General features: G+C 61.6%; 21 protein-coding genes. 8 read left to right on the forward strand and 13 right to left on the reverse strand.

What is annotated here, in order from left to right; genetic code table 11:
* The first annotated feature begins 6 nt into the window (after window positions 1-6).
* From U862_RS0123755 to U862_RS0123770, 4 genes are all read left to right on the forward strand, one after another.
* Window positions 7-2,457 (forward strand): alpha/beta fold hydrolase, encoded by a 2,451-nt coding sequence (locus U862_RS0123755; protein WP_025112693.1) that lies wholly within the window; start codon window positions 7-9, stop codon window positions 2,455-2,457.
* A 68-nt stretch (window positions 2,458-2,525) separates the two neighbouring features.
* Window positions 2,526-2,975: a hypothetical protein gene (locus tag U862_RS0123760; protein ID WP_049828045.1), complete on the forward strand. Its 450-nt coding sequence runs from the start codon at window positions 2,526-2,528 to the stop codon at window positions 2,973-2,975.
* 10 nt (window positions 2,976-2,985) lie between these two features.
* A complete protein-coding gene (locus U862_RS0123765; RefSeq protein WP_025112695.1) occupies window positions 2,986-3,384 on the forward strand; it encodes a hypothetical protein in 399 nt (132 codons plus the stop codon).
* 329 nt (window positions 3,385-3,713) lie between these two features.
* Window positions 3,714-4,097: a helicase gene (locus U862_RS0123770; RefSeq protein WP_025112696.1), complete on the forward strand. Its 384-nt coding sequence runs from the start codon at window positions 3,714-3,716 to the stop codon at window positions 4,095-4,097.
* A 90-nt stretch (window positions 4,098-4,187) separates the two neighbouring features.
* Here U862_RS0123770 and U862_RS0123775 read toward each other — a convergent pair whose 3' ends face one another.
* The 6 genes from U862_RS0123775 to exbB form a co-directional block, all read right to left on the reverse strand.
* Window positions 4,188-5,588, reverse strand: a complete 1,401-nt coding sequence (locus U862_RS0123775) for an aminoacyl-tRNA deacylase and HDOD domain-containing protein (RefSeq protein WP_025112697.1) — start codon at window positions 5,586-5,588, stop codon at window positions 4,188-4,190.
* 79 nt (window positions 5,589-5,667) lie between these two features.
* On the reverse strand, window positions 5,668-7,743 hold the full coding sequence (gene recG / locus U862_RS0123780; protein ID WP_025112698.1) for an ATP-dependent DNA helicase RecG: 2,076 nt from the start codon (window positions 7,741-7,743) through the stop codon (window positions 5,668-5,670).
* 9 nt (window positions 7,744-7,752) lie between these two features.
* Entirely contained in the window at window positions 7,753-8,682 is a 930-nt protein-coding gene (locus U862_RS0123785) for a hydrogen peroxide-inducible genes activator (RefSeq protein ID WP_025112699.1), read from the reverse strand.
* Window positions 8,683-8,943: 261 nt separating this feature from the next.
* Window positions 8,944-9,690: an energy transducer TonB gene (locus tag U862_RS0123790; protein WP_025112700.1), complete on the reverse strand. Its 747-nt coding sequence runs from the start codon at window positions 9,688-9,690 to the stop codon at window positions 8,944-8,946.
* Window positions 9,687-10,115, reverse strand: a complete 429-nt coding sequence (gene exbD / locus U862_RS0123795; RefSeq protein WP_025112701.1) for a TonB system transport protein ExbD — start codon at window positions 10,113-10,115, stop codon at window positions 9,687-9,689. The genes U862_RS0123790 and exbD overlap by 4 nt, the downstream gene beginning before the upstream one ends.
* Window positions 10,116-10,121: 6 nt before the next feature.
* Window positions 10,122-11,075 (reverse strand): tonB-system energizer ExbB, encoded by a 954-nt coding sequence (gene exbB, locus U862_RS0123800; RefSeq protein WP_025112702.1) that lies wholly within the window; start codon window positions 11,073-11,075, stop codon window positions 10,122-10,124.
* Window positions 11,076-11,263: 188 nt separating this feature from the next.
* Here exbB and U862_RS0123805 point away from each other — a divergent pair, with 188 nt between their 5' ends.
* The gene (locus U862_RS0123805) at window positions 11,264-12,121 is read left to right on the forward strand and encodes an SDR family oxidoreductase (RefSeq protein WP_025112703.1); all 858 of its coding nucleotides are present in this window, start codon (window positions 11,264-11,266) and stop codon (window positions 12,119-12,121) included.
* A gap of 137 nt (window positions 12,122-12,258) precedes the next feature.
* Here the strand turns inward: U862_RS0123805 and U862_RS0123810 are convergent, their stop codons facing one another.
* The 6 genes from U862_RS0123810 to U862_RS0123835 form a co-directional block, all read right to left on the reverse strand.
* Complete coding sequence (locus tag U862_RS0123810) at window positions 12,259-12,999, reverse strand: hypothetical protein (RefSeq protein WP_025112704.1); 741 nt, start codon at window positions 12,997-12,999, stop codon at window positions 12,259-12,261.
* A 73-nt stretch (window positions 13,000-13,072) separates the two neighbouring features.
* Entirely contained in the window at window positions 13,073-13,453 is a 381-nt protein-coding gene (locus U862_RS0123815; protein ID WP_003229509.1) for a RidA family protein, read from the reverse strand.
* A 24-nt stretch (window positions 13,454-13,477) separates the two neighbouring features.
* Window positions 13,478-15,583 carry a bifunctional GTP diphosphokinase/guanosine-3',5'-bis pyrophosphate 3'-pyrophosphohydrolase gene (spoT, locus tag U862_RS0123820; RefSeq protein ID WP_025112705.1) on the reverse strand — a complete coding sequence of 702 codons (2,106 nt, stop codon included), beginning with the start codon at window positions 15,581-15,583 and terminating at the stop codon, window positions 13,478-13,480.
* A gap of 57 nt (window positions 15,584-15,640) precedes the next feature.
* Complete coding sequence (rpoZ, locus tag U862_RS0123825) at window positions 15,641-15,904, reverse strand: DNA-directed RNA polymerase subunit omega (RefSeq protein WP_008030604.1); 264 nt, start codon at window positions 15,902-15,904, stop codon at window positions 15,641-15,643.
* Window positions 15,905-16,071: 167 nt separating this feature from the next.
* Window positions 16,072-16,692 carry a guanylate kinase gene (gene gmk / locus U862_RS0123830; protein WP_025112706.1) on the reverse strand — a complete coding sequence of 207 codons (621 nt, stop codon included), beginning with the start codon at window positions 16,690-16,692 and terminating at the stop codon, window positions 16,072-16,074.
* A 10-nt stretch (window positions 16,693-16,702) separates the two neighbouring features.
* Complete coding sequence (locus U862_RS0123835; protein WP_025112707.1) at window positions 16,703-17,566, reverse strand: YicC/YloC family endoribonuclease; 864 nt, start codon at window positions 17,564-17,566, stop codon at window positions 16,703-16,705.
* A gap of 270 nt (window positions 17,567-17,836) precedes the next feature.
* Between U862_RS0123835 and rph the strand changes: the two genes are divergently transcribed.
* Together rph and U862_RS0123845 are read left to right on the forward strand one after the other, a co-directional pair.
* Window positions 17,837-18,559, forward strand: coding sequence for a ribonuclease PH (rph, locus tag U862_RS0123840; protein ID WP_025112708.1), 723 nt, complete (start codon window positions 17,837-17,839; stop codon window positions 18,557-18,559).
* A 29-nt stretch (window positions 18,560-18,588) separates the two neighbouring features.
* Window positions 18,589-18,957 carry a DUF4870 domain-containing protein gene (locus tag U862_RS0123845; RefSeq protein ID WP_025112709.1) on the forward strand — a complete coding sequence of 123 codons (369 nt, stop codon included), beginning with the start codon at window positions 18,589-18,591 and terminating at the stop codon, window positions 18,955-18,957.
* Window positions 18,958-19,133: 176 nt separating this feature from the next.
* Here the strand turns inward: U862_RS0123845 and U862_RS0123850 are convergent, their stop codons facing one another.
* Window positions 19,134-19,913, reverse strand: a complete 780-nt coding sequence (locus U862_RS0123850) for an exodeoxyribonuclease III (RefSeq protein ID WP_007920349.1) — start codon at window positions 19,911-19,913, stop codon at window positions 19,134-19,136.
* 82 nt (window positions 19,914-19,995) lie between these two features.
* Between U862_RS0123850 and pyrE the strand changes: the two genes are divergently transcribed.
* Entirely contained in the window at window positions 19,996-20,640 is a 645-nt protein-coding gene (pyrE, locus tag U862_RS0123855; protein ID WP_011336558.1) for an orotate phosphoribosyltransferase, read from the forward strand.
* Window positions 20,641-20,754 lie beyond the last annotated feature (114 nt).

Raw genomic sequence — 20,754 nt, forward strand, 5'->3', positions numbered from 1 at the left:
TCGCCCATGAGCAAGCCCTTGATGTACCTGCTGGCCGGCAACGGCAGCGCCGCCGATTGGTGGGATGACGCGCTGCCGCACTTCCAGCGCTACGATGTGGTGCCGCTGGAGTTGCCGGGCTTCGGCGCCAATCCGCAGCCGCCCTGCGAGGATCTCGCGGACTACGCGCATACCTTGCTGGCGATGACGCAGCAGGGCAGCGCGATCATGGCGGTGGGGGTCAATGCCTTGCTTGTGCTGCATGCGTTGCAACGTCGGCCCGGGCACTTTTCCCGCAGCGTTTTGTTGGCACCAGTCGGTGCATTTTTGTGGCAGCGGCGGTTGCCTGCCCTGATGTCGCCGCTGCCGATCCGCAAGACCATCCACTGGCTGCTGTCGAACAAACCCACGCTGTTTGCGCGCAAGTTTTCCAACCAGACGTGGACGCCTGCGCAGTACCAGCGCATGGGCGCTGGCTATACGCGCTGCCGTGCGTTCGTGCCGCATTGGGATCTGATCCGCGCCGATACGGCGTTGCCGCTGCTGGAGTGGATCACCGATCCGGTCGAGCTGGTTTGGGGCGATCAGGATGCCGTGCTCGGCATCGAGCAGGCGGCGGCGTGGTCGGCGATTCTGGCCCGCGCTGATCTGACTATCAGTCTCAAACCCGGTTGGGGCCATTACCCGTGGATCGACGCGCCGGCCGAATTTGCCGCGTGGCTGGAGTCCGGCGAGCGTGGTTTTGTCGCGCACACCAAGGGCGGCCGTTTGCGTCTGGCTGAACTGGCAAGGCAAGCGGTGCCGACGGCGCTGACCCTTAATGATTGCGATGATCCGCGTCTGTCAGCGTTTCTCGCCGCCCGACCTGACGTGACCTGGGCGGTGCGCTCCTCCAGTTATGGCGAAGATCAGGCCGATTCGGCGAACGCTGGTCTGAGCACGACTTACCTGCGCGAGCCGCGCGCCAACGTGCCGGCGCGCATCGCCGAGCTAACTGCCGCAGGCGTCGAGGAAGTGGTGGTGCAGCGCTTCATTACGCCGCTGGTTTCCGGGATCGCTTTCGTGCGGCACCTTTCGGTAGAACTGGAGTGGGTTGAAGGCCATCTGGAGTCGTTGGCCGATGGTCACGTCAGCCCTTCACAGACAACACTTTCGCGGCTCGGCAATGCGTGGCGCAGCGGCAAGTTCACGGCGTCCAACGGTTTGACCGAAGCGCTGCTGTGGGACTTTCTGCAAGACGTGTTGCGCGTGTTCCACTACGTGCCCGGCGACGTCGAATGGGCCTGGGACGGCGCGCAACTGTGGCTGCTGCAATACCGGCCGATCAGCGATTACGGCTGGCGCCGGCACCTGACCGCCGCCAACATCGCCGAGATCCTGCCGCCGCAACCGAGCGTACTGGTGGAGTACGCCCAGCGCCGCGCGGCAGCGAGTATCCCGGCGATCATGGCGCGCTGGGATGCGCGGGTGTTGCAGGACAACGAGCCGTTTACCGCAGTGTTCGGCGGTGCGTCCTACATCAACAATGACCTGTTTCTCGCCCGACTCGCCGACTGGGGCATCAGCGCCTCTAACTACGCCGGTGAGGTCGGCGGTGCGACGCCGCATTTGCCGTGGCAACCACTGAAGATGCTGCGTTCGCTGCCGCTGTTTTTGCGCATGCAGCGCAATGCTCGCGGCCATTTGCTGAATCTTGAAAGCGGCTTGCAGCGCTTCGATCAGGAACTGGCCGAACTCGTCGCCCAAGCTGCCGATGGCCAGCAATTGGCAGATTGGTTCACGCGGTTCTATGTGTTCGTGGTGCAAGGCAACCTGTGCATCGCCACGGCGCTGGCCAGCAGTGGCGGCGGCTGGCTGGGCCGCCCGCCGACCGCGTACGACAATCTGGAAAACAGTCCTCATCGATTGCCGTGGGAAACCGATCCGGCCACCCCGCGACCCGCGTCGAGCGAACTGCCGCTACAGCCATTCCCGCAATGGTCCGGGCTGATCCGCCTCGCGCACTCGGCTGGCCTGCCGGGCCTGCGTGGCTACTACCTGCAAGTGCGCGAGTGGTATCGCGACAATCTGATGCGCATCTTCTTCCGCCTGCACCATGCCATGCCGCTGGCGGATCGCGAGCACTGGTTTGCGCCGCATCCGGACGTGCGTACCCGCGATGGCAGCTTCTGGCAGGACGGTTGTGAAGGCGCTGAGCAGGCGATCGGATTCATGATTTATCCGGGTCAGGTGCAAGGTGTACTTGGCGAGGACATCTTGCTGGAGGACACCCTCGATCCGGGCCGTCACGCGCACTATCAGGCCGCGCGGGCGGTGATTGCGCGGATGGGTGGACGTTTGTCTCACGGCTCGACGTTGCTGCGCGAGTTGCGCAAGCCGTCGGCGGTGATGCCGCAGGTGGATCCGGCGTGGGTGGGGTGTGAGGTGGTGTATCGGGATGGTGAACTGGAATTGATGAATTCAAAGGATATGAAGTGAAGCGACAGTTGTTGTGTATGCGTTGGCTGTCGATGGCGGCGGTTAGTCTCTTGGCGGTTTCAGCAACCATGGCATTCGCTGCCGAACCGGAGTTCAACGACTACCGTGTTTCAGGCGTTTTCAGCGGCACTCACCATGAACTCGTGCCACAGGAAAGCAGCAGCCCGGGGATGGACAGTGCACAAGCGAAGGCCTTGAAAGGCAAGGTCAACTTCGCCGGCCATTTCATCCTTCACCAGCTCGGTTGCGGCGGTGGCGCCATCTGCGCCGAGGTGCTCGATGCGCGCACCGGAGAAGTCGTCGGCGGGCTGCCGAATGCCTATGACGGCAGCACGTTCGCCATGCTCTACCAACCTGACAGCCGCCTGATCTTCATCACCGGAATCACCCTCGACGGTGAAGAAGACGTTCAGGGCAATTCACTGGAAAGCATCAACCGGAATCGCTACTACGAATTTGTGAACAACGAATTCCGCCTGCTGACGATGACCGACGCGCAATCGCCGCCGCTTGAATAAGGATGATGGGATGAACCGTTTTTTAATTCCGAGCCTGCTGAGCGTGCTGCTGCTTTTGCCTTTCGCTCTGCCGGCGAGTGCCAGTGAAAGCAGTTGCTACGGCTACCTCACTGGAATGGTCAGGAGCAGCGACTTCCCGTTTCGGTATGTCGACAAGGACAAGGTCAATCTGCTGATTGATGAGGATGACGGAGAAAAGGTGCGCGCCCAACTGTTCTTTGACACCGATGGCACGGGGACCATTGGCTGGGTCAAATACACCCCCGCGACACGCGTATTGCTCAACACCTCGGCCGAACTGGACGAACCGATGGCATTGTCATTCGATGCCAAGCTTGCGGACGGCTATGCGAAATGCGTGGCTAGACAACCGCGCTCGGCGAAATGCCATCAACGAATGTGCACCTGAACCGGACTTGCACGTCCGAGTCGCCGATTTTGCGGCGACACACAGAGTCTATCGACGAACTGCCAACCTGCCTGGTTCATGGGTATCCCGGCACTTTGCAGGAAATTTCCCATAGGTTTGCAGGCTGGAAGATCAAAAGATCGCGGCCTTCGGCACCTCCTACAGGTATGTGTTTCAACAGGTGTAGGACGTTGGGTGCAGAAGCGTGACTTGGCGGTCATCGTGCAGGAAATAGCCAGCATCATCTCCCAATATCGTCATATAGTGGCGTTATCTCCCGAATCCCTTACACTTCCCCGGCCGTTCATTTTCCTTTTGAGGCTGTGCGCATGAAATTTCGTTTTCTTCTGTGGATGATGGGTTTGTTGATGGGTAAGGCCAGTCGGACAAATCCTGCGTTCCAGCAGCAGTTGGGTGACAAGGATCTGGTGTTTCAGCTGCAGACGCTGGACGGGAAAGTGGCGCGGCATTTCGTGGTGAAGAATCAGCGCATCACCAGCAAGTCTGGCGTGGTGGCAGAGCCGGCGTTTGCGATTGCGTTCAAGGATGCGGGTTATGGCTTTGCCACGATGCAGGCGAAGAACAAGCAACTGGCGTTTATGCAGGGGATTCAGGACAAGTCGATCCAGCTCAAGGGGAATCCGGCGCTGGTGATGTGGTTTCAGGGGTTGATGAAGTATTTGAAGCCTAGGAAGGCCAAGCCGAAGGCTTGATGCGGTCTGTTGGATCGAGGTGGATTTTTCGCGAGCAGGCTCGCTCCCACAGGGGTTGTGTAAAACCTGGGGGAGCGGGCCTGTTTGCTTTTAGGCCTGGCTGAACTGCGAGGCCAGTTCGCGCAGCAGAACTTCGGCTTCGAGGACTTTGCTGACGACGTCGTTGGCTTTGTCGCGGCTCAGGCCGACGCGGTCGAGCAGGGCGTCGGGAATGTCTTCGTCGGGGCCGGAGCCGATGCCGCGGCTGCGCAGCAGGCGTACGGCCAGGCAGACGAGGTTCGGGTATTCGGCGTAGGCGCCGTCGTAGCTTGGGTCGTGCTGGAAGCGCAGGGCGGTGGCCAGTTCATCCGGCATGTCCCAGTAGCGCATCAGCCACGAGCCGATCTGTTCGCGGCTGATGCCCAGCAGGTGCTGCTCGATGTAGCTGTGGCACAGGTGCGGGTTGACCTCCAGGTGGCGGCAGATCAGCGAGAAGTGCGGCGGGAACACGTGGGCCAGCAGCAGGTAGCCGAAGTTGTGCAGCAGACCGGCGAGGTAGGTCAGGCCGGCTTCTGGGCGCTGGGCACGCGGCATCGCGCGGGTCAGGCCTTCGATCACGGCGGCGGTGTAGATCGATTGCTGCCAGTACGGCGTGGTGTGTTGCGGGTGGTCTTTGGGCAGGCTCAGGGTCTTGCCGAGGGCCAGGCCCAGCGCCAAATTGATCACCAGATCGAAGCCGAGTACGCGAACGATCGCGTCTTCCACCGAACGGATCTTGCCCGGCGAAGCGTAGTACGGCGACGCGGCCCAGCTCACCACTTGCGCAGCCAGCGCCGGGTCGGTTTCGACGACGCCGGTGATGTCGTCGATGGTGGCGTTCGGGTCGACGCGCAGCTTGATGATTTTTTGCGCAGTCTCGGCCAGCGGCGGGATCTCGATGGTCGCTTCCAGGCGCTGCTGGATCCGGCGCGCGGTGAACGCTTGCACGGCCTGGGTGATTTCCTCGCGGTCATCGTCGGGGCGGTCGAGGTTCGGGCGGATGCTGCTCAGGGCTTCGCCAAAGTTGGCGGCGCTGGCCTTGGTCAGCATGGTTTTGAAGTCTTCGCTGGCGATTTCCAGCAACAGGCCCGGCTCGCCGGAGTTGATCAGCAACTTTGGCTCGCGCAGCAGGCTTTCTTCGTACAGGCACGGCGAACTGGTCAGCGCCGGCAGGCCCGGCAGCAGGCTCAGGCTGTGTTTGCCGAGCATCTTTTCCAGGCGCTCGGTCGACACGGCGGTCAGGCGACGGCCAGTCAGTTCGGCGAGGCGGTTGAGGTCGAGCAGCTGGCTCTGTGGAAACAGCACCATCAGCGCGCCGACGGCATCGTCCAGCAACACGGCTTGTACTTTGCGCGAGGCATTGAGGCCGTGGTGGTCGAGCACTTCTTCGTAGGCGATACCCAGCTTGCCGAGCAGCAGCCGAATTACAGACGGCGCGTGCGGGAGTTCGGGGGCGAGAGCTGCGTCAGTCATGGTGTGTATCCGTTTTTGAAACAATGGCAGGAGTATAACCAGCTCTGTCGGAACGAGCTGTCAGAAACTGCGACGGTGCTCACACTTGGCCGTATTGCTGCCCGTGGCGCAGCCAGCGGTCGAGCAAGGGGCTGACGTGCGTCGGCCAACGTTCCAGCAGGGCTTGGGCGGCGTCGCGCACGGCGGGTAGCAGGTCGGCGTCGCGCATCAGGTCGGCGACCTTGAATTGCAGCAGGCCGGTCTGGCGGGTGCCGAGCATTTCGCCGGGGCCACGCAGTTCGAGGTCTTTTTCGGCGATGACGAAACCGTCGTTGGTCTCGCGCATGATGCCCAGGCGCTGGCGACCGATCTGTGACAGCGGCGGATGGTAGAGCAGCACGCAATGGCTGACCGCGCTGCCCCGCCCGACGCGACCACGCAACTGGTGCAGTTGCGCGAGGCCGAGGCGCTCGGGGTTTTCGATGATCATCAGGCTGGCGTTGGGCACGTCGACGCCGACCTCGATCACCGTAGTGGCGACCAGCAGTTGCAGGTTGCCGGCCTTGAATTCAGCCATGACGGCGGCTTTCTCGGCAGGCTTCATGCGCCCGTGAATCAGCCCGACTTTCAACTCGCCGAGGGCGGCGGTCAGGTCTTCAAAGGTGGTTTCGGCGGCCTGACAGGTCAGTTCTTCCGACTCTTCGATCAGCGTGCACACCCAATAGGCCTGACGGCCCTCGGCGCAGGCGCTGCGCACCCGTTCGATGACTTCGACGCGGCGGGTGTCGGTGACCAGCACGGTGTTGACCGGGGTGCGACCGGGCGGTAGTTCGTCGAGGATCGAGGTATCGAGGTCGGCGTAGGCGCTCATCGCCAATGTTCGTGGAATCGGCGTGGCGGTCATGATCAGTTGATGCGGGCACATGCGCCCGCCGACGCCTTTCTGTCGCAGCGCCAGGCGTTGTTGCACGCCGAAGCGGTGTTGTTCGTCGATGATCACCAGCGCGAGGTTCTTGAACTGCACTTCGTCCTGGAACAGCGCGTGAGTGCCGACCACCATCGGTGTGCCGCTGGCGATCTGTTCCAGCGCGGTGACGCGGTTCTTGCCCTTGAGCTTGCCGGCCAGCCACGCGACGTCGATGCCCAGCGGTTCGAGCCAGCGCTTGAAGGTGATGAAGTGCTGCTCGGCGAGGATCTCGGTCGGCGCCATCAGCGCGACCTGATAACCGGCCTCCAGCGCTTGCAGCGCGGCAAGGGCGGCGACCACGGTTTTACCCGCGCCAACGTCGCCCTGAATCAGCCGCAGCATTGGTTCGTGCTGGCTGAGATCGTAGGCGATTTCGTTGCCAACGCGTTGCTGGGCACCGGTCGGGTTGAAGCCGAGGTTGGCCAGGTATTTCGGCGGCAGCTTCGTCGCTTTCGGCATCGCTGGCGCGCGCAGTGACCGCATGCTTTCACGCAGGCGTTGCTGCGACAGTTGATGGGTCAGCAGCTCTTCGAAGGCGAGGCGATGCTGGGCCCAGTGATGGCCGAGGGCGAGTTCATCGACGTCGGCATCGGCGGGTGGGTTGTGCAGATAGCGGATCGCATCAGCCAGCGGCGCCAGTTGATAGTCACGGGCCAGTTCGGTCGGCAGCCAGTCTGGCAGGGTAGCGGGCTTGAGCAGGGTTAACGTCTGCATGCACAACTGGCGCAGACGCTGCTGGGTCAGGCCTTCGGTGAGCGGGTAGACCGGGGTCAGGGTTTCGTCCACTGGCGGCGGTTCGTCACCGGTGATGGCGCGGTATTCCGGGTGGTAGATTTCCAGCCCCGAGGCGCCTGGCCGGACTTCGCCGTAGCAGCGAATCCGCGTGCCGCGCTTGAGGCCTTCTTTCTGCGCATTGCTGAAATGGTAGAAGCGCAGGCTCAGGCCGCCGGTGCCGTCCTGCATGCGCACGACGAGGCTGCGGCGCCGGCCCATGACCACGTCGGCGCCGCTGACGGTGCCTTCGACCACGGCGTCCTGGCCCGGCCGCAAGTGGCCGATCGGCACTACACGGGTGCGATCCTGATAACGCAGCGGCAGGTGAAACAGCACGTCCTGGAGGTTCTCCAGACCGACCTTGGCCAGTTTCTCGGCCATGGCTTCGCCGACACCCTTGAGTGCCGTCACCGACACTTGCGACAGCTCAGTCATGACGCTCGCTTAACCGGCCGTAACCGGTGCCGCGGGCTTGGCAACCGAGCACAGGCGAACGGAGTCGGCGAGGATTTCGATGGCTTTGGGCCGCGGGAAGCTGGCGCGCCAGGCAATCGCCACGGTGCGGAACGGTACCGGCGCCGACAGCGGCCGCACTTCGATCACACCCGGGGCGTAGTGATGGCTGTCCACCGCTGACAGCGGCAGGATCGAGATGCCCAGGCCGGACGCGACCATGTGGCGGATGGTTTCCAGCGAGCTGGACTCGACCGTGGTGTGCTTGGCGCCGTCGTTGCCCTTGGTCAGGGTCGGGCAGGCTTCGAGCACCTGGTCGCGGAAGCAGTGGCCTTCGCCGAGCAGCAGCAGGCTCTTGTCGTTGAGCAGGGCCGGGTCGATGGTTTCTTTTTGCGTCCACGGGTGCTGAGCCGGCATCAAGACGTAGAACGGCTCGTCGTACAGCGGCAGCGTCAGCACGTCGGCTTCGTTGAACGGCAGAGCGATGATGATCGCGTCCAGCTCGCCGTTGCGCAGTTTGTCGCGCAGCACGTGGGTGAAGTTTTCTTCGATGTACAACGGCATCTGCGGGGCGACCCGGTGCAGTTGCGGAATCAGGTGCGGGAACAGGTACGGCCCGACGGTGTAGATCGCGCCGACTTTCAGCGGTGCAGTCAGTTGGTTCTTGCCGGCCTGGGCCAGTTCACGGATGCCTTGCGCTTGCTCAAGCACTTTCTGCGCCTGGGCAACGATGCCCTCGCCGACCGGGGTCAGGCGCACAGCGCTTTTGCTGCGCTCGAAAATCAGCACACCGAGTTCGTCTTCAAGCTTTTTCACGCCCACCGAGAGGGTCGGCTGGCTGACGTGGCAACGCTCGGCCGCGTGGCCGAAGTGCTGCTCTTGCGCGAGGGTAACGATGTAGCGTAATTCTGTGAGAGTCATAGCGAGCGTCCATGAAGTTGCGGGCCAAGCATAACGGCTGCAATCGATAGACGCACGTTATCAGACTGAGTGAGGAATGCGACACCGGGCAATGTGAGTTTGCCGTTGCCACATATGCAAAAGGCACCTTTCGGTGCCTTCTCGATCCAACTGTCGACACATAAACCCTGTGGGAGCGGGCTTGCTCGCGAAGGCGGCATGTCAGATACATTGATGTCGACTGACAAGACGCCTTCGCGAGCAAGCCCGCTCCCACTTGGATCAGCGGCGTCTCTCGAGGGAGTACACAAACGGCGCAACAATTTCGATCGAGCCGTTGTTCAGCATATCGGCCGGGGGCTTGGGCAGCGGTTGCGCGCGGCGGATCATTTCCAGGGTGGCCCGGTCCAGATCGGCGTTGCCGGAGCGGCCCACCAGTTCGAACGACAACACATTACCTTCGGCATCGACTACAAAACGCAGTCGGTTCAAGCCTTCCTTGCCACGAGCCTGTGCGCTTTGCGGGTACTTTTTGTACTTCGCCAAATGCGCGAGCAGGGTGCCTTGCCAACTGGCCTTGGCGGCCATTTGTGCTGGCGACGGGCCTGGTGCCGGCTGGGCGGATTTCTCCGTTGGTGCCTGGGTCGGTTGGGTGTCAGCCGGTTTTTCCTCGGAAGGTTTTTCCTTTGGCGGATCCGGCAGCTTCTTCTCGACGGGCTTCGGCGGCTGAGGCTTTGGCTTCGGTTTAGGTTTCGGCACCGCGATTTCAGCCTTCGGTGCTTCGGCCAGTTTCGGAATCGGCAACTCTTCAACCGGAGCCGGTGGCTGTGGCGGTGTGACGACTTTCGGCGGAGCAGGCGGTGGCGGGGCTGGAACCGGTGCCAACTCGACCATCATTGCCTGCGGCGGCAATTCGATGGGCGGGCGGGCGGTCCAGTTCAGCGCCAGCGCGATGGCCAGCGCGTGAACGCCCAGCACCACGGCCAGGCTACCGCTGTAACGCGTCAGCTTATGGCGCGTCGTGATCATTTCTTGGCTGCGCTCTCAAGGCCCACCAGACCAACCTTCAGGTAACCCGCGGCACGCAGGTTATCCATCACGCTCATCAGGTCACCGTAATCCACGCCTTTGTCGGCCTGGAAGAAGATGGTGGTGTCTTTCTTGCCGTGAGTCTTGGCGTCGAGGATGACGCCGAGTGTTTCCGGCTTCACTTCGTCTTCGCCAATGAACAGGCGCTGGTCAGCCTTGACGCTGAGGAACACCGGTTTCTCTGGCCGCGGCGCCGGTTTGGCGGTCGAGGCAGGCAGGTCGACTTTGATGTCCACGGTGGCCAATGGAGCGGCCACCATAAAGATGATCAGCAGTACCAGCATCACGTCGATGAATGGCGTGACGTTGATTTCGTGGTTCTCGGCCAGATCGTCGTCTGCGCCTTCTTTCAAATGCAGGCCCATGGCCGATTACCCCACTTTGACCATGTGCGGCTGCGAGCTGCGCTCAGGCTGGTGGTCGAGGTCACGGCTGACCAGCAGCAGGACTTCTGCCGACGCATCGGACACCTGCGCCTTGTAACCGGCGATGGAGCGGGCGAATACGTTGTAGATCACCACCGCCGGAATCGCTGCAACCAGACCCAGGGCCGTTGCCAGCAGCGCTTCAGCGATACCCGGCGCCACGACAGCAAGGTTGGTGGTCTGGGTTTTGGCGATGCCGATGAAGGAGTTCATGATGCCCCACACGGTACCGAACAGACCGACGAACGGCGCAGTCGAACCGATGGTGGCGAGGACGCCGGTGCCGCTGCTCATGTTGCGGCCACAGGCGGCCACCAGGCGCTCAAGGCGGAAGCTGACGCGCTCCTTGATGCCTTCCTTCTCGCGGCTGTTGACCGACAGGCGCATCTCTTCGAGGGCGTCGTGCACCAGCAGGTTGGCGAGGGTGCCTTCTTTGGCTGCAGTCGCGCTGGCTTCCTTGAGGGTGGCGGCTTTTTTCAGGGCAGCGATTTCGCCACGCAGACGACGCTTGGCGCCCATCAGCTCGAAGCCTTTGGCGATCCAGATGGTCCAGGTGATGATGGAGGCAATGGCCAGACCGATCATCACGATTTTCACGATGATGTCGGCGTTCTGGTACATGCCCCATGGCGACAGATCGTGGGCCATGCCCAGGGTGTTATCCGGCTCGAGGACTTCAGGTACGTTCACTTCGCTGGCGTCCACAGCCTGAACCGGGTCGGTGGCGGCTGGAGCGGCGGCAGCAGGTGCGTGCTGTTCGGCGGCTGCCGGAGCGGCTGGCGCCTGGGCGTCAGCGAAAGCGGCGGTCGGCGCCAGCATCAGGCTGAGCAGCAGGGCCGCCACCGCGCTCCAGGCGCGAGGTCGTGTGGTTGGCGAAGCGGGGAATTGATTACGTGTCATGCTGGCCGGACCTGAGATAGAAAAACGGTAATGCTCTTCCAGGCCTCGTGAGGCCGAGAACAAAAGTGACGTGCATTATTGCAAGTAATTCTTGTTAACAAAAGTAATAGAGTTTCTTTTTTTCGTTGATTGCTAGCCACTCGTCCAATGGCGGGGCTAGTCTTTCCCTTTATGACGGGAGATTTTTGATGTCTGCGCCCTCTGTTCTGATCGCCGGTTGCGGTGATGTCGGTAGCCGTCTGGCCAAGCAATTGCTGGCTGGCGACTGGGAGGTCCACGGTCTGCGCCGGGATGTTTCACGCTTGCCTGAGGGGGTCATTGGCGTGGCCGGTGATCTGTTCAATGAAGACTGCCCAGAGACCTGGCCGTTCGGCGCGGTGGATTACCTGGTGTATTGCGCGGCAGCCACCGATCACGACGAGGCCGGTTATCGCGCCGCGTATGTGCAGGGTCTGCAGAATGTGCTGAGCTGGCTGGGCGACTATGGCCAGGTGCCCGAGCGGCTGATCTTCGTGTCCAGCAGCAGCGTGTATGGCCAGCAGGAAGGGGAGTGGGTCGACGAGCATTCAGAGACGGTCGCCAGTGGCTATTCCGGACGACTGATGCTTGAGGCTGAGCAAGTCGCGCTCAACAGCGGTATCCCGGCGAGCATCGTGCGTCTGACCGGTATCTATGGCCCGGGACGTGAGTGGCTGTTGACCCAGGTGCGTCGCGGTTATCGGGTCGCGGTCGAGCCGCCGTTGTATGGCAATCGCATTCATGGCGATGACGCTGCCGGCTTGATGGCCTTTTTGCTGGAAGCGGACCGTCGGGGCGAGTCGTTGCAAGAGATCTATATCGGTGTGGACGACGCGCCGGCGCCGCTGGCCGAGGTGGTCGCGTGGCTGCGTGACTATCTGGGGGTTACCGAATGGGCGGACGACGCCAGCGTGCGCCGCACCGGCAGCAAGCGCTGCAGCAATGCCCGGGCGAAGGCATTGGGCTGGACGCCGAAATATCCGAGTTACCGCGAAGGGTACGCGGCAATCCTGGAAGGTAAGTGCTGACTCTCTGACCCCGCCAAACACTGTGGGAGCGGGCTTGCTCGCGAAGAAGGCGTGCCAGGCAACATGGACGTTGACTGACACACCGCTTTCGCGAGCAAGCCCGCTCCCACAGGTTTATGTGTGGCTCTCGGTGAGGCTTACTGCTTCTCGAGCAACCACTTGCGTTCGCCGGGGCTGAACTGCGGTTGTTCGTCCGCCAGCGCCGTGTTCACCGCCTGCAGGATTTCCAGTTCCTTGCCCTTGCGCACAAAGATCCAGTTGTTGCCCTGGCCGTTCTGCTGCAGCCACATGCTGTCGTGGTCGCTGTTCATCGAGGCACAGTCGCCTGCCAGGCACAGGGCATAGCGGTCCGCGCCGGGCAGGCCGGAGACCTGGCCATCGGCCTGGAACTGCACGGTGTTGCCTTCGCCGTCGCCGCTGGCAATCTTCCAGCTGCCGCCCAGGTACGCCGAATACAGCGCCCGTTCGAAGCTCGCACCGATCGGTGCGCCTTCCGGCACGGGGATTTGCGCGCGATCGAACAACTGGTCGGGTTCGTTCTCGGTGGCGGCCTGTTTCATCTGGCCACCGGCACGTTTCAGTTCGCTGCCGGAGCTGCCATAGAAGTCGACTTTCCAGGCGCCGGACTGTTCGCCTTGCAGCCGTCCTTCGACGTTCTCGAAACCGTTGGTGTAGCGGGCCTGACCGGCCTTGGTGTTGACGTCCCACTCCAGGTTCGGGCCATAGGCCTGAAGCGCTTCGCGCAGGGGGCCGCCCTTGGCAGCAGCATCGATCGCCACCTGGTTGATCCAGGTGCCGCTGATGTCACGGTCGGCGGGGTCGCTGGCACAGCCGCCGAGGAAAACGGCGAGCAGCGAGAGAGCAAGCGCTTTGCGCATGGTGGAATCCTTTCAAAACCTTTTCTTTACCGCAGAGCAGTCGGCGCAGCGGTTGAAGGCTGCGCCGTGTGCATTACTCGATGACCAGGATGGCATCCATTTCGACTTGCGAGCCCTTCGGCAGGGCAGCAACGCCGATGGCGGCGCGGGCCGGGTACGGCTGGTCGAAGTATTTGCCCATGATCTCGTTGACCTTGGCGAAGTGGCTCAGGTCGGTGAGGAAGATGTTCAGCTTGACGATGTCCTTGAACGAACCACCGGCTGCTTCGGCGACGGCTTTCAGGTTCTCGAACACCTGGACGGTCTGGGCTTCGAAGCCTTCAACCAGTTCCATGGTCTTTGGGTCCAGAGGAATCTGACCCGACATGTAGACGGTATTGCCGGCCTTGATCGCCTGGGAGTAAGTACCGATGGCGGCTGGGGCCTTGTCGCTGGTGATAACAGTCTTGGTCATGTATGACTCCTTGTAATGGTTGAGTTATGCACGCATGCGGGTGATGCGGATGACCCCGGTCAGGGCGCGCAGTTTCTTGATCACGCGGGCCAGGTGCACACGGTCGTGGACGCTGACCACCAGTTGGACGACGCTGATGCGGCCATCGCGCTCGTCCATGCTGATTTTCTCGATATTGCCGTCGGCGGCGTTGACGCTGCTGGCCAGCAGGGCGATCAGGCCGCGCTGGTGCTCCAGCTCGACGCGCAGTTCGACGTTGAATTCGCCGGTGACATCCTTGGCCCACGAGAGCTGGATGCATTTTTCCGGGTTGTGCCGGATTTCGCTGATGTTGCGGCAGTTGTCCAGGTGCACGACCATGCCTTTGCCCGCCGACAGGTGACCGACAATCGGGTCGCCCGGGATCGGCGTGCAGCACTTGGCGTAGCTCAGGACCAGGCCTTCGGTGCCGCGAATCGCCAGCGGACCTTCCGGACTCGGCAGCTGTTCGCCCTCACCGAGCAGTCGACGTGCCACGACGTAGGCCATGCGGTTGCCCAGGCCAATGTCTTCGAGCAGGTCTTCGATCAGTTCCAGGCGATATTCGCTGAGCATTGCCTTGACGCGCTCGGCCGGGATCTTCTCCAGCGAGCTGTCGAAACCGTTGAGCACCTTGTTCAGCAGGCGTTCGCCCAGGCTGATGGATTCCGAACGACGTTGCAGTTTCAGCGCATGGCGGATGTGCGTACGGGCCTTGCCGGTGACCACGAAGTTGAGCCACGCGGGGTTCGGCCGCGCGCCGGGTGCGCTGACGATCTCGACCGTGGAGCCGCTTTGCAGCGGTTCGGACAGCGGTGCGAGGCGACGGTTGATCCGGCAGGCGATGCAGCTGTTGCCGACGTCGGTGTGCACCGCGTAGGCAAAATCGACCGCCGTGGAGCCTTTGGGCAGCTCCATGATCCGGCCTTTGGGCGTGAACACGTAGACCTCGTCGGGGAACAGGTCGATCTTCACGCTCTCGATGAATTCCAGCGAGTTGCCGGCACGTTGCTGCATTTCCAGCACGCCCTTGACCCACTGGCGGGCGCGGGCATGGGTGCCTTTGGGCTGCTCGTCACCGCTGGATTTGTACAGCCAATGGGCGGCAATGCCGTTGTTGGCCATCTCTTCCATTTCGCGGGTGCGGATCTGGATTTCGATCGGTACGCCGTGCATGCCGAACAGCGTGGTGTGCAGCGACTGATAGCCGTTGGCCTTGGGGATCGCGATGTAATCCTTGAAGCGCCCCGGCAGCGGTTTGTACAAATTATGTACAGCGCCTAGCACGCGGTAGCAGGTATCGACCTTGTCGACGATGATCCGGAACGCATAGACGTCCATGATCTCGTTGAAGGCCCGACGCTTGCCGCGCATTTTCTTGTAGATGCCGTAGAGGTGTTTCTGACGACCGCTGACTTCGCCTTGAATACCGTCGATGGCGAGACAGTGGCCGAGGGATTCTTCGATCTTGTTGACGATTTCCTTGCGATTGCCCCGGGCGCGCTTGACTGCCTGGTAGATCCGCGCGGAACGCATCGGGTGCATCGCCTTGAAACCGAGGTCTTCGAATTCGATACGAATCGCGTGCATGCCCAAGCGGTTGGCGATGGGCGCATAGATCTCGAGGGTTTCCTTGGCGATCCGGCGGCGTTTTTCCCCGGACAGCACTTCCAGCGTGCGCATGTTGTGCAGGCGGTCGGCGAGTTTGACCAGGATCACGCGAATGTCGCGCGCCATGGCCATGGCCATTTTCTGGAAGTTCTCGGCCTGGGCTTCGGCCTTGGTCTCGAAGTTCATCTGGGTCAGTTTGCTGACCCCGTCGACCAGTTCGGCCACGGTTTCACCGAACTGCGCCTGCAGCGCTTCCTTGGCGATACCGGTGTCTTCGATCACGTCATGCAGCATCGCGGCCATCAGGCTCTGATGGTCCATGTGCATGTCGGCAAGAATATTGGCCACGGCAAGAGGATGCGTGACGTACGCCTCGCCGCTGCGACGGCGCTGACCGTCATGGGCTTGTTCGGCGTAGAAATACGCTCGGCGGACCAGGTTGACCTGGTCGTTGCCGAGGTAGGTCGATAAGCGATCGGCGAGGGCGTCTATGCTCGGCATGATGACTCCTGCCGTAGGCTGTGTTCCCGCGCCGTGCTACGTCGACCAGGCATAGGCTTAGACGGCCTCGTTGGACTCGTCCTCGAATGCAGCGAAGAGCGGTTCATCCTGGACGATTTCCTGCTCGGCGATGAACTCGTAGCTCATCAGGCCTTCAGCGATTTCACGCAGGGCGACAACGGTAGGCTTGTCGTTTTCCCACTGGACCAATGGCTCTTTGCCGCCGGTGGCCAGTTGACGGGCACGCTTGGTAGAGAGCATGACCAGCTCAAAGCGGTTTTCCACGTGTTCTAGGCAGTCTTCAACGGTTACGCGGGCCATGGTATTCCTCGGAGCGAATGCAATATGCGCGCTGCCCGGTTGGGCGAGCGGACTCAACAGTTTAAAAAATCACCAGCGATTAGGGAAGCGCTGATTTTTTGACCAGACCCTTCAACGCGCTGCAAGTGCCAATGTAAAGCGCTTGCAGCGGTTTTGGGAAGTGCTGATTAACCGAGCAGTTCGGCCAGCAATTTGCCGAAACGCACTTGCTGGCGTTTCTGTTGCAGCTGATTGGCGCGGAAAATCGCCTTCAGATCGTCCAGTGCGTGGGCGAAATCGTCGTTGATGATCAGGTAGTCGTACTCGACATAGTGACTCATCTCGCTGACCGCTTCGCGCATCCGGCCGTCGATGATCTCGTCGCTGTCCTGGCCGCGGTTGGTCAGGCGCTGGTGCAGGGCCTGCAGCGACGGCGGCAGGATGAAGATCGAGCGGGCCTGCGGCATCAGCTTGCGCACTTGTTCGGCGCCTTGCCAGTCGATTTCCAGAATCAGGTCGTGACCTTCGTCCAGGGTTTGCTGCAGGCGGCTTTGCGAGGTGCCGTAGAAGTTGCCGAAGACTTCGGCGCGCTCAAGGAAGTCACCGTGCTCGCCCATCTTCACGAATTCTTCGCGGGATACGAAGTGATAGTTCACGCCGTCCACTTCACCCGGGCGCATGGCGCGGGTGGTGTGGGAGATCGAGACGCGGATCTCCGGGTTGGCATCGGTCAAAGCCTTGACCAGGCTGCTCTTGCCTGCGCCCGATGGGGCGGAAATGATGTACAGGGTGCCGGTGCTGTGGGTCATGTCTGTTGCCTTACTCAATATTCTGCACTTGTTCGCGCATCTGCTCGATCAACACCTTGAGGTTGACGGCGGCCTGGGTACTGCGCGGGTCGAAGGCCTTGGAGCCCAGTGTGTTGGCTTCGCGGTTGAGTTCCTGCATCAGGAAGTCCAGGCGCCGCCCGGCTGCGCCGCCGGACTTGAGCACCCGGCGAACTTCGATGATGTGGGTGCTCAGGCGATCCAGTTCTTCGGCCACATCGCTCTTTTGCGCGAGCATGACCATTTCCTGTTCCAGGCGCTGCGGGTCCAGCTCGGCCTTCATATCGGCGAAGCGGTCGAGGACTTTCTGGCGCTGGGTGGCGAGCATCTGCGGAACCAGCTCGCGCAGGGTCACGACGTCTTCTTCAATCGAGGTCAGGCGCTCGTTGATCAGGCGAGCCAGCTCCGCGCCTTCGCGCTCGCGGCCGGCCTTGAGTTCCTTGAGGCCTTTATTGAACAGTGCCAGGGCCTCGGCGTTCAGCGCCTGTGGATCGGTCGCGTCGGCCACCAGTACGCCGGGCCAGGCCAGCACTTCCAGTGGATTCAGCGCCGCCGGGTTGTTGATCAGGCCAGCAACGGTTTCGGCAGCGGCGACCAGTTGCGCGGCGCGCTCGCGATCAACTTGCAGTGGTTTGCCGGTGCTTTCTTCGGTAAAGCGCAGGGTGCATTCCAGTTTGCCTCGCGACAGCCCCTGGCGCAGTGCTTCGCGCACGGCGCCTTCGAGATCGCGGAACGACTCCGGCAGGCGCAGGTGCGGTTCCAGGTAGCGGCTGTTGACCGAGCGCAGTTCCCAGCTCAGGGTGCCCTGGACGCCGGCTTTCTCGACGCGGGCGAAGGCGGTCATGCTGTGCACCATGGCGGTGACCTCGCAATGCAGATCGGCTCGCCAAGAACATCCCGCAAGCTCGATATCAATGAATTTAAGCCGACTGGCAGCAAAGGCGCAGGATTGTAGCGCAGTGCAGCGGATGCGCCCAAACACACGGTGTGACAAAGGGCTGCAGGCCGTCGGTTATGCGCGTTTCAGGGCCCTGGGTCGACGACCGGAATTTTTAACCCGTGCCCAGGCACGGTGCAGCGCTCTATAATGCTCGGCAGTTTTCCGTCCCCAGTACAGGTATTCCCTATGAAACGTCCAAGTGGTCGCGTTGCCGATCAGCTCCGCTCGATCCGCATTACCCGCAACTACACCAAACACGCCGAGGGATCCGTACTGGTCGAATTCGGTGATACCAAAGTCATCTGCACCGTCAGCGTCGAAAACGGCGTGCCGCGTTTCCTCAAAGGCCAGGGCCAGGGCTGGTTGACTGCCGAATACGGCATGCTGCCGCGCGCCACCGGCGAGCGTAACCAGCGTGAAGCCAGCCGTGGCAAGCAGGGCGGCCGCACCCTGGAAATCCAGCGCCTGATCGGTCGTTCCCTGCGCGCTGCGCTGGACATGTCCAAGCTGGGCGACGTGACCCTGTACGTCGACTGCGACGTGATCCAGGCTGACGGCGGCACCCGTACCGCGTCGATCACCGGCGCCATGGTGGCACTGGTCGATGCACTGAAAGTGATCAAGAAGCGCGGCGGCCTGAAAGGCGGCGACCCGCTCAAGCAAATGATCGGCGCGGTGTCGGTTGGCATGTATCAGGGCGAGCCGGTGCTGGATCTGGACTATCTTGAAGACTCTGCCGCCGAGACCGACCTCAATGTGGTGATGACCAGCACCGGTGGCTTCATCGAAGTGCAGGGCACCGCCGAAGGCGCACCGTTCCAGCCTGAAGAGCTGAACGCCATGCTGGAACTGGCCAAGAAAGGCATGAACGAAATCTTCGAACTGCAACAGGCTGCACTGGCCGACTGAGCAGGTTCGTAACCCGCAAGGAGGACGCGATGAGTGATGAGCAAGAGTTACTGCCCAAACCGAGCCAGGAAGTTCGTCAGTGGGCGATGTTTTGTCACTTGTCCGCCTTGCTGGGGATCTGGATTCCGTTCGGCAACCTGATCGGGCCGCTGATCCTTTGGCAGATGAAGCGCGAGACCGATCCGTTCATCGATGCCCAAGGCAAGGAGGCGCTGAATTTTCAGATCACCGTGGCGATTGCAGCAGCGATCTGTCTGCTGCTGATGGTGTTGATCATCGGCTTCTTCCTGCTGGGTCTGCTGGCCATCGGCGCGCTGGTGCTGACGATCATTGCCGGGGTGAAGGCCAATGACGGCTTCCCCTACCGTTACCCGTTCACCTGGCGCCTGATCAAATAACAACCAGCGACGTTTTCCCCTTATGGGAGCGGGCTTGCTCGCGAATGCGATGGGTCATTCAGCATTAATATCGACTGACACAACGCCTTCGCGAGCCAGCCCGCTCACACAGAAAAATCAGCGCGCACAAAAAAGCCGACTGCGATGTCGGCTTTTTTGCATCCACGAATCGACGCTTAGATGGTCAGCGTCCAGTCGTAGTCGACGATCAGCGGCGCGTGTTGCGAGAACCGTGGCTGACGCGGCAGGCGTGCACTGCGCACGAAGCGCCGCAGGCCCGGGGTCAGGATCTGGTAGTCGAAACGCCAGCCGAGGTTAAGCATCTCGGCCTGTTCGTTGTCCGGCCACCAGCTGTACTGGTCGCCTTCGCGGCTGACTTCGCGCAACGCATCGACATAGCCCATGTTGCCGACAATCTCGTCCATCCAGGCGCGTTCTGGCGCCAGGAAGCCCGGAGATTGCTGGCTGTCGCGCCAGTTCTTGATGTCGAGCTTCTGCTGCGCAACGTACAGCGAGCCACAATAAATGTACTCGCGACGTTTGCGCCGCTGTTTGTCCAGGTACTTGCCGAAGTCGTCCATGAGCTTGAACTTCTGGTTCAAGTCCTCATCGCCGTTCATCCCCGAAGGGAGCAGCAAGGTGGCAATACTGACTTTGTCGAAATCTGCTTGCAGGTAGCGCCCGTAGCGGTCGGCCGTCTCGAAACCGAGACCGCTGATGACAGCCTTCGGTTGCAACCGCGAATACAAAGCCACGCCACCTTGGGCAGGGACTTCAGCATCGCAGGCATAAAGGAAGTAGCCGTCCAGTTGGAAGGCTGGGTCATCCAGTTCAAAGGCGGAGGCACGGGTGTCCTGCAGGCAGATGACGTCGGCATTCTGAGCCTGCAGCCAACTGAGCAAACCACGCTCGACTGCAGCCTGAATACCATTGACGTTCACACTGATGATCCGCATAAATGGCCCCAAAAATCGCGTGCGTGTATGATACACGGCGTCAAGCTAATTAGCTAAATCCGTGGTATTTGGGGTTTTTTTCATGCAAGCGTATCAGCGCGATTTCATTCGTTTTGCCATCGATCGCGGCGTTTTGCGCTTCGGTGAGTTCACCCTGAAGTCCGGGCGCACCAGTCCTTACTTCTTCAACGCCGGCCTGTTCAACTCGGGTTCCGCGCTGGCGCAGCTGGGTCGTTTCTACGCCGCAGCCATCGCCGAGAGCGGTATTCCCTTCGACGTGCTGTTCGGCCCGGCCTACAAAGGCATCCCGCTGGCGGCGACCACCGCCGTGGCGCTGGCCGAACACCACAACCGTGACCTGCCATGGTGTTTCAACCGCAAGGAAGCCAAGGCTCACGGCGAGGGCGGCAGCCTGGTCGGCGCGCCGCTGACCGGTGACGTGCTGATCATTGACGACGTGATCACCGCCGGCACCGCGATCCGCGAAGTGATGCAGATCATCGCTTCCCAGGACGGCGCCAAGGCTGCCGGCGTGCTGATCGCCCTGAACCGTCAGGAGCGTGGCAACGGTGAATTGTCGGCGATTCAGGAAGTCGAGCGTGATTTCGGAATTCCGGTGATCAGCATCGTTTCGCTGAACCAGGTGCTGGAATTCCTGGCAGACGACCCGCAGCTCAAGCAACACCTGCCAGCTGTAGAAGCCTACCGCGCCCAGTTCGGCGTCTGACTGCGGTCAGCGTTTTGTGGGAGCGGGCTTGCTCGCGAATGCAGATGTCCCTTCAGCATTGATATCGACTGACAGCGCGCATTCGCGAGCAAGCCCGCTCCCACATGGGACATG

Origin of the sequence: Pseudomonas sp. H1h (genome assembly GCF_000633255.1) — a bacterium.
Taxonomy (GTDB): domain Bacteria; phylum Pseudomonadota; class Gammaproteobacteria; order Pseudomonadales; family Pseudomonadaceae; genus Aquipseudomonas.

Bases quoted from the DNA above. Each gene is read 5' to 3' on its own strand.
- U862_RS0123775 (WP_025112697.1), bottom strand. From the start codon at position 5,588: ATGACTGACGCAGCTCTCGCCCCCGAACTCCCGCACGCGCCGTCTGTA.
- U862_RS0123845 (WP_025112709.1), top strand. From the start codon at position 18,589: ATGAGTGATGAGCAAGAGTTACTGCCCAAACCGAGCCAGGAAGTTCGT.
- spoT (WP_025112705.1), bottom strand. From the start codon at position 15,583: ATGCCGAGCATAGACGCCCTCGCCGATCGCTTATCGACCTACCTCGGC.
- U862_RS0123805 (WP_025112703.1), top strand. From the start codon at position 11,264: ATGTCTGCGCCCTCTGTTCTGATCGCCGGTTGCGGTGATGTCGGTAGC.
- gmk (WP_025112706.1), bottom strand. From the start codon at position 16,692: ATGACCCACAGCACCGGCACCCTGTACATCATTTCCGCCCCATCGGGC.
- recG (WP_025112698.1), bottom strand. From the start codon at position 7,743: ATGACTGAGCTGTCGCAAGTGTCGGTGACGGCACTCAAGGGTGTCGGC.
- U862_RS0123790 (WP_025112700.1), bottom strand. From the start codon at position 9,690: ATGATCACGACGCGCCATAAGCTGACGCGTTACAGCGGTAGCCTGGCC.
- rpoZ (WP_008030604.1), bottom strand. From the start codon at position 15,904: ATGGCCCGCGTAACCGTTGAAGACTGCCTAGAACACGTGGAAAACCGC.
- U862_RS0123770 (WP_025112696.1), top strand. From the start codon at position 3,714: ATGAAATTTCGTTTTCTTCTGTGGATGATGGGTTTGTTGATGGGTAAG.
- U862_RS0123785 (WP_025112699.1), bottom strand. From the start codon at position 8,682: ATGACTCTCACAGAATTACGCTACATCGTTACCCTCGCGCAAGAGCAG.
- U862_RS0123810 (WP_025112704.1), bottom strand. From the start codon at position 12,999: ATGCGCAAAGCGCTTGCTCTCTCGCTGCTCGCCGTTTTCCTCGGCGGC.
- U862_RS0123815 (WP_003229509.1), bottom strand. From the start codon at position 13,453: ATGACCAAGACTGTTATCACCAGCGACAAGGCCCCAGCCGCCATCGGT.
- U862_RS0123765 (WP_025112695.1), top strand. From the start codon at position 2,986: ATGAACCGTTTTTTAATTCCGAGCCTGCTGAGCGTGCTGCTGCTTTTG.
- U862_RS0123760 (WP_049828045.1), top strand. From the start codon at position 2,526: ATGGCATTCGCTGCCGAACCGGAGTTCAACGACTACCGTGTTTCAGGC.
- pyrE (WP_011336558.1), top strand. From the start codon at position 19,996: ATGCAAGCGTATCAGCGCGATTTCATTCGTTTTGCCATCGATCGCGGC.
- U862_RS0123755 (WP_025112693.1), top strand. From the start codon at position 7: ATGAGCAAGCCCTTGATGTACCTGCTGGCCGGCAACGGCAGCGCCGCC.
- exbD (WP_025112701.1), bottom strand. From the start codon at position 10,115: ATGGGCCTGCATTTGAAAGAAGGCGCAGACGACGATCTGGCCGAGAAC.
- exbB (WP_025112702.1), bottom strand. From the start codon at position 11,075: ATGACACGTAATCAATTCCCCGCTTCGCCAACCACACGACCTCGCGCC.
- U862_RS0123850 (WP_007920349.1), bottom strand. From the start codon at position 19,913: ATGCGGATCATCAGTGTGAACGTCAATGGTATTCAGGCTGCAGTCGAG.
- rph (WP_025112708.1), top strand. From the start codon at position 17,837: ATGAAACGTCCAAGTGGTCGCGTTGCCGATCAGCTCCGCTCGATCCGC.
- U862_RS0123835 (WP_025112707.1), bottom strand. From the start codon at position 17,566: ATGGTGCACAGCATGACCGCCTTCGCCCGCGTCGAGAAAGCCGGCGTC.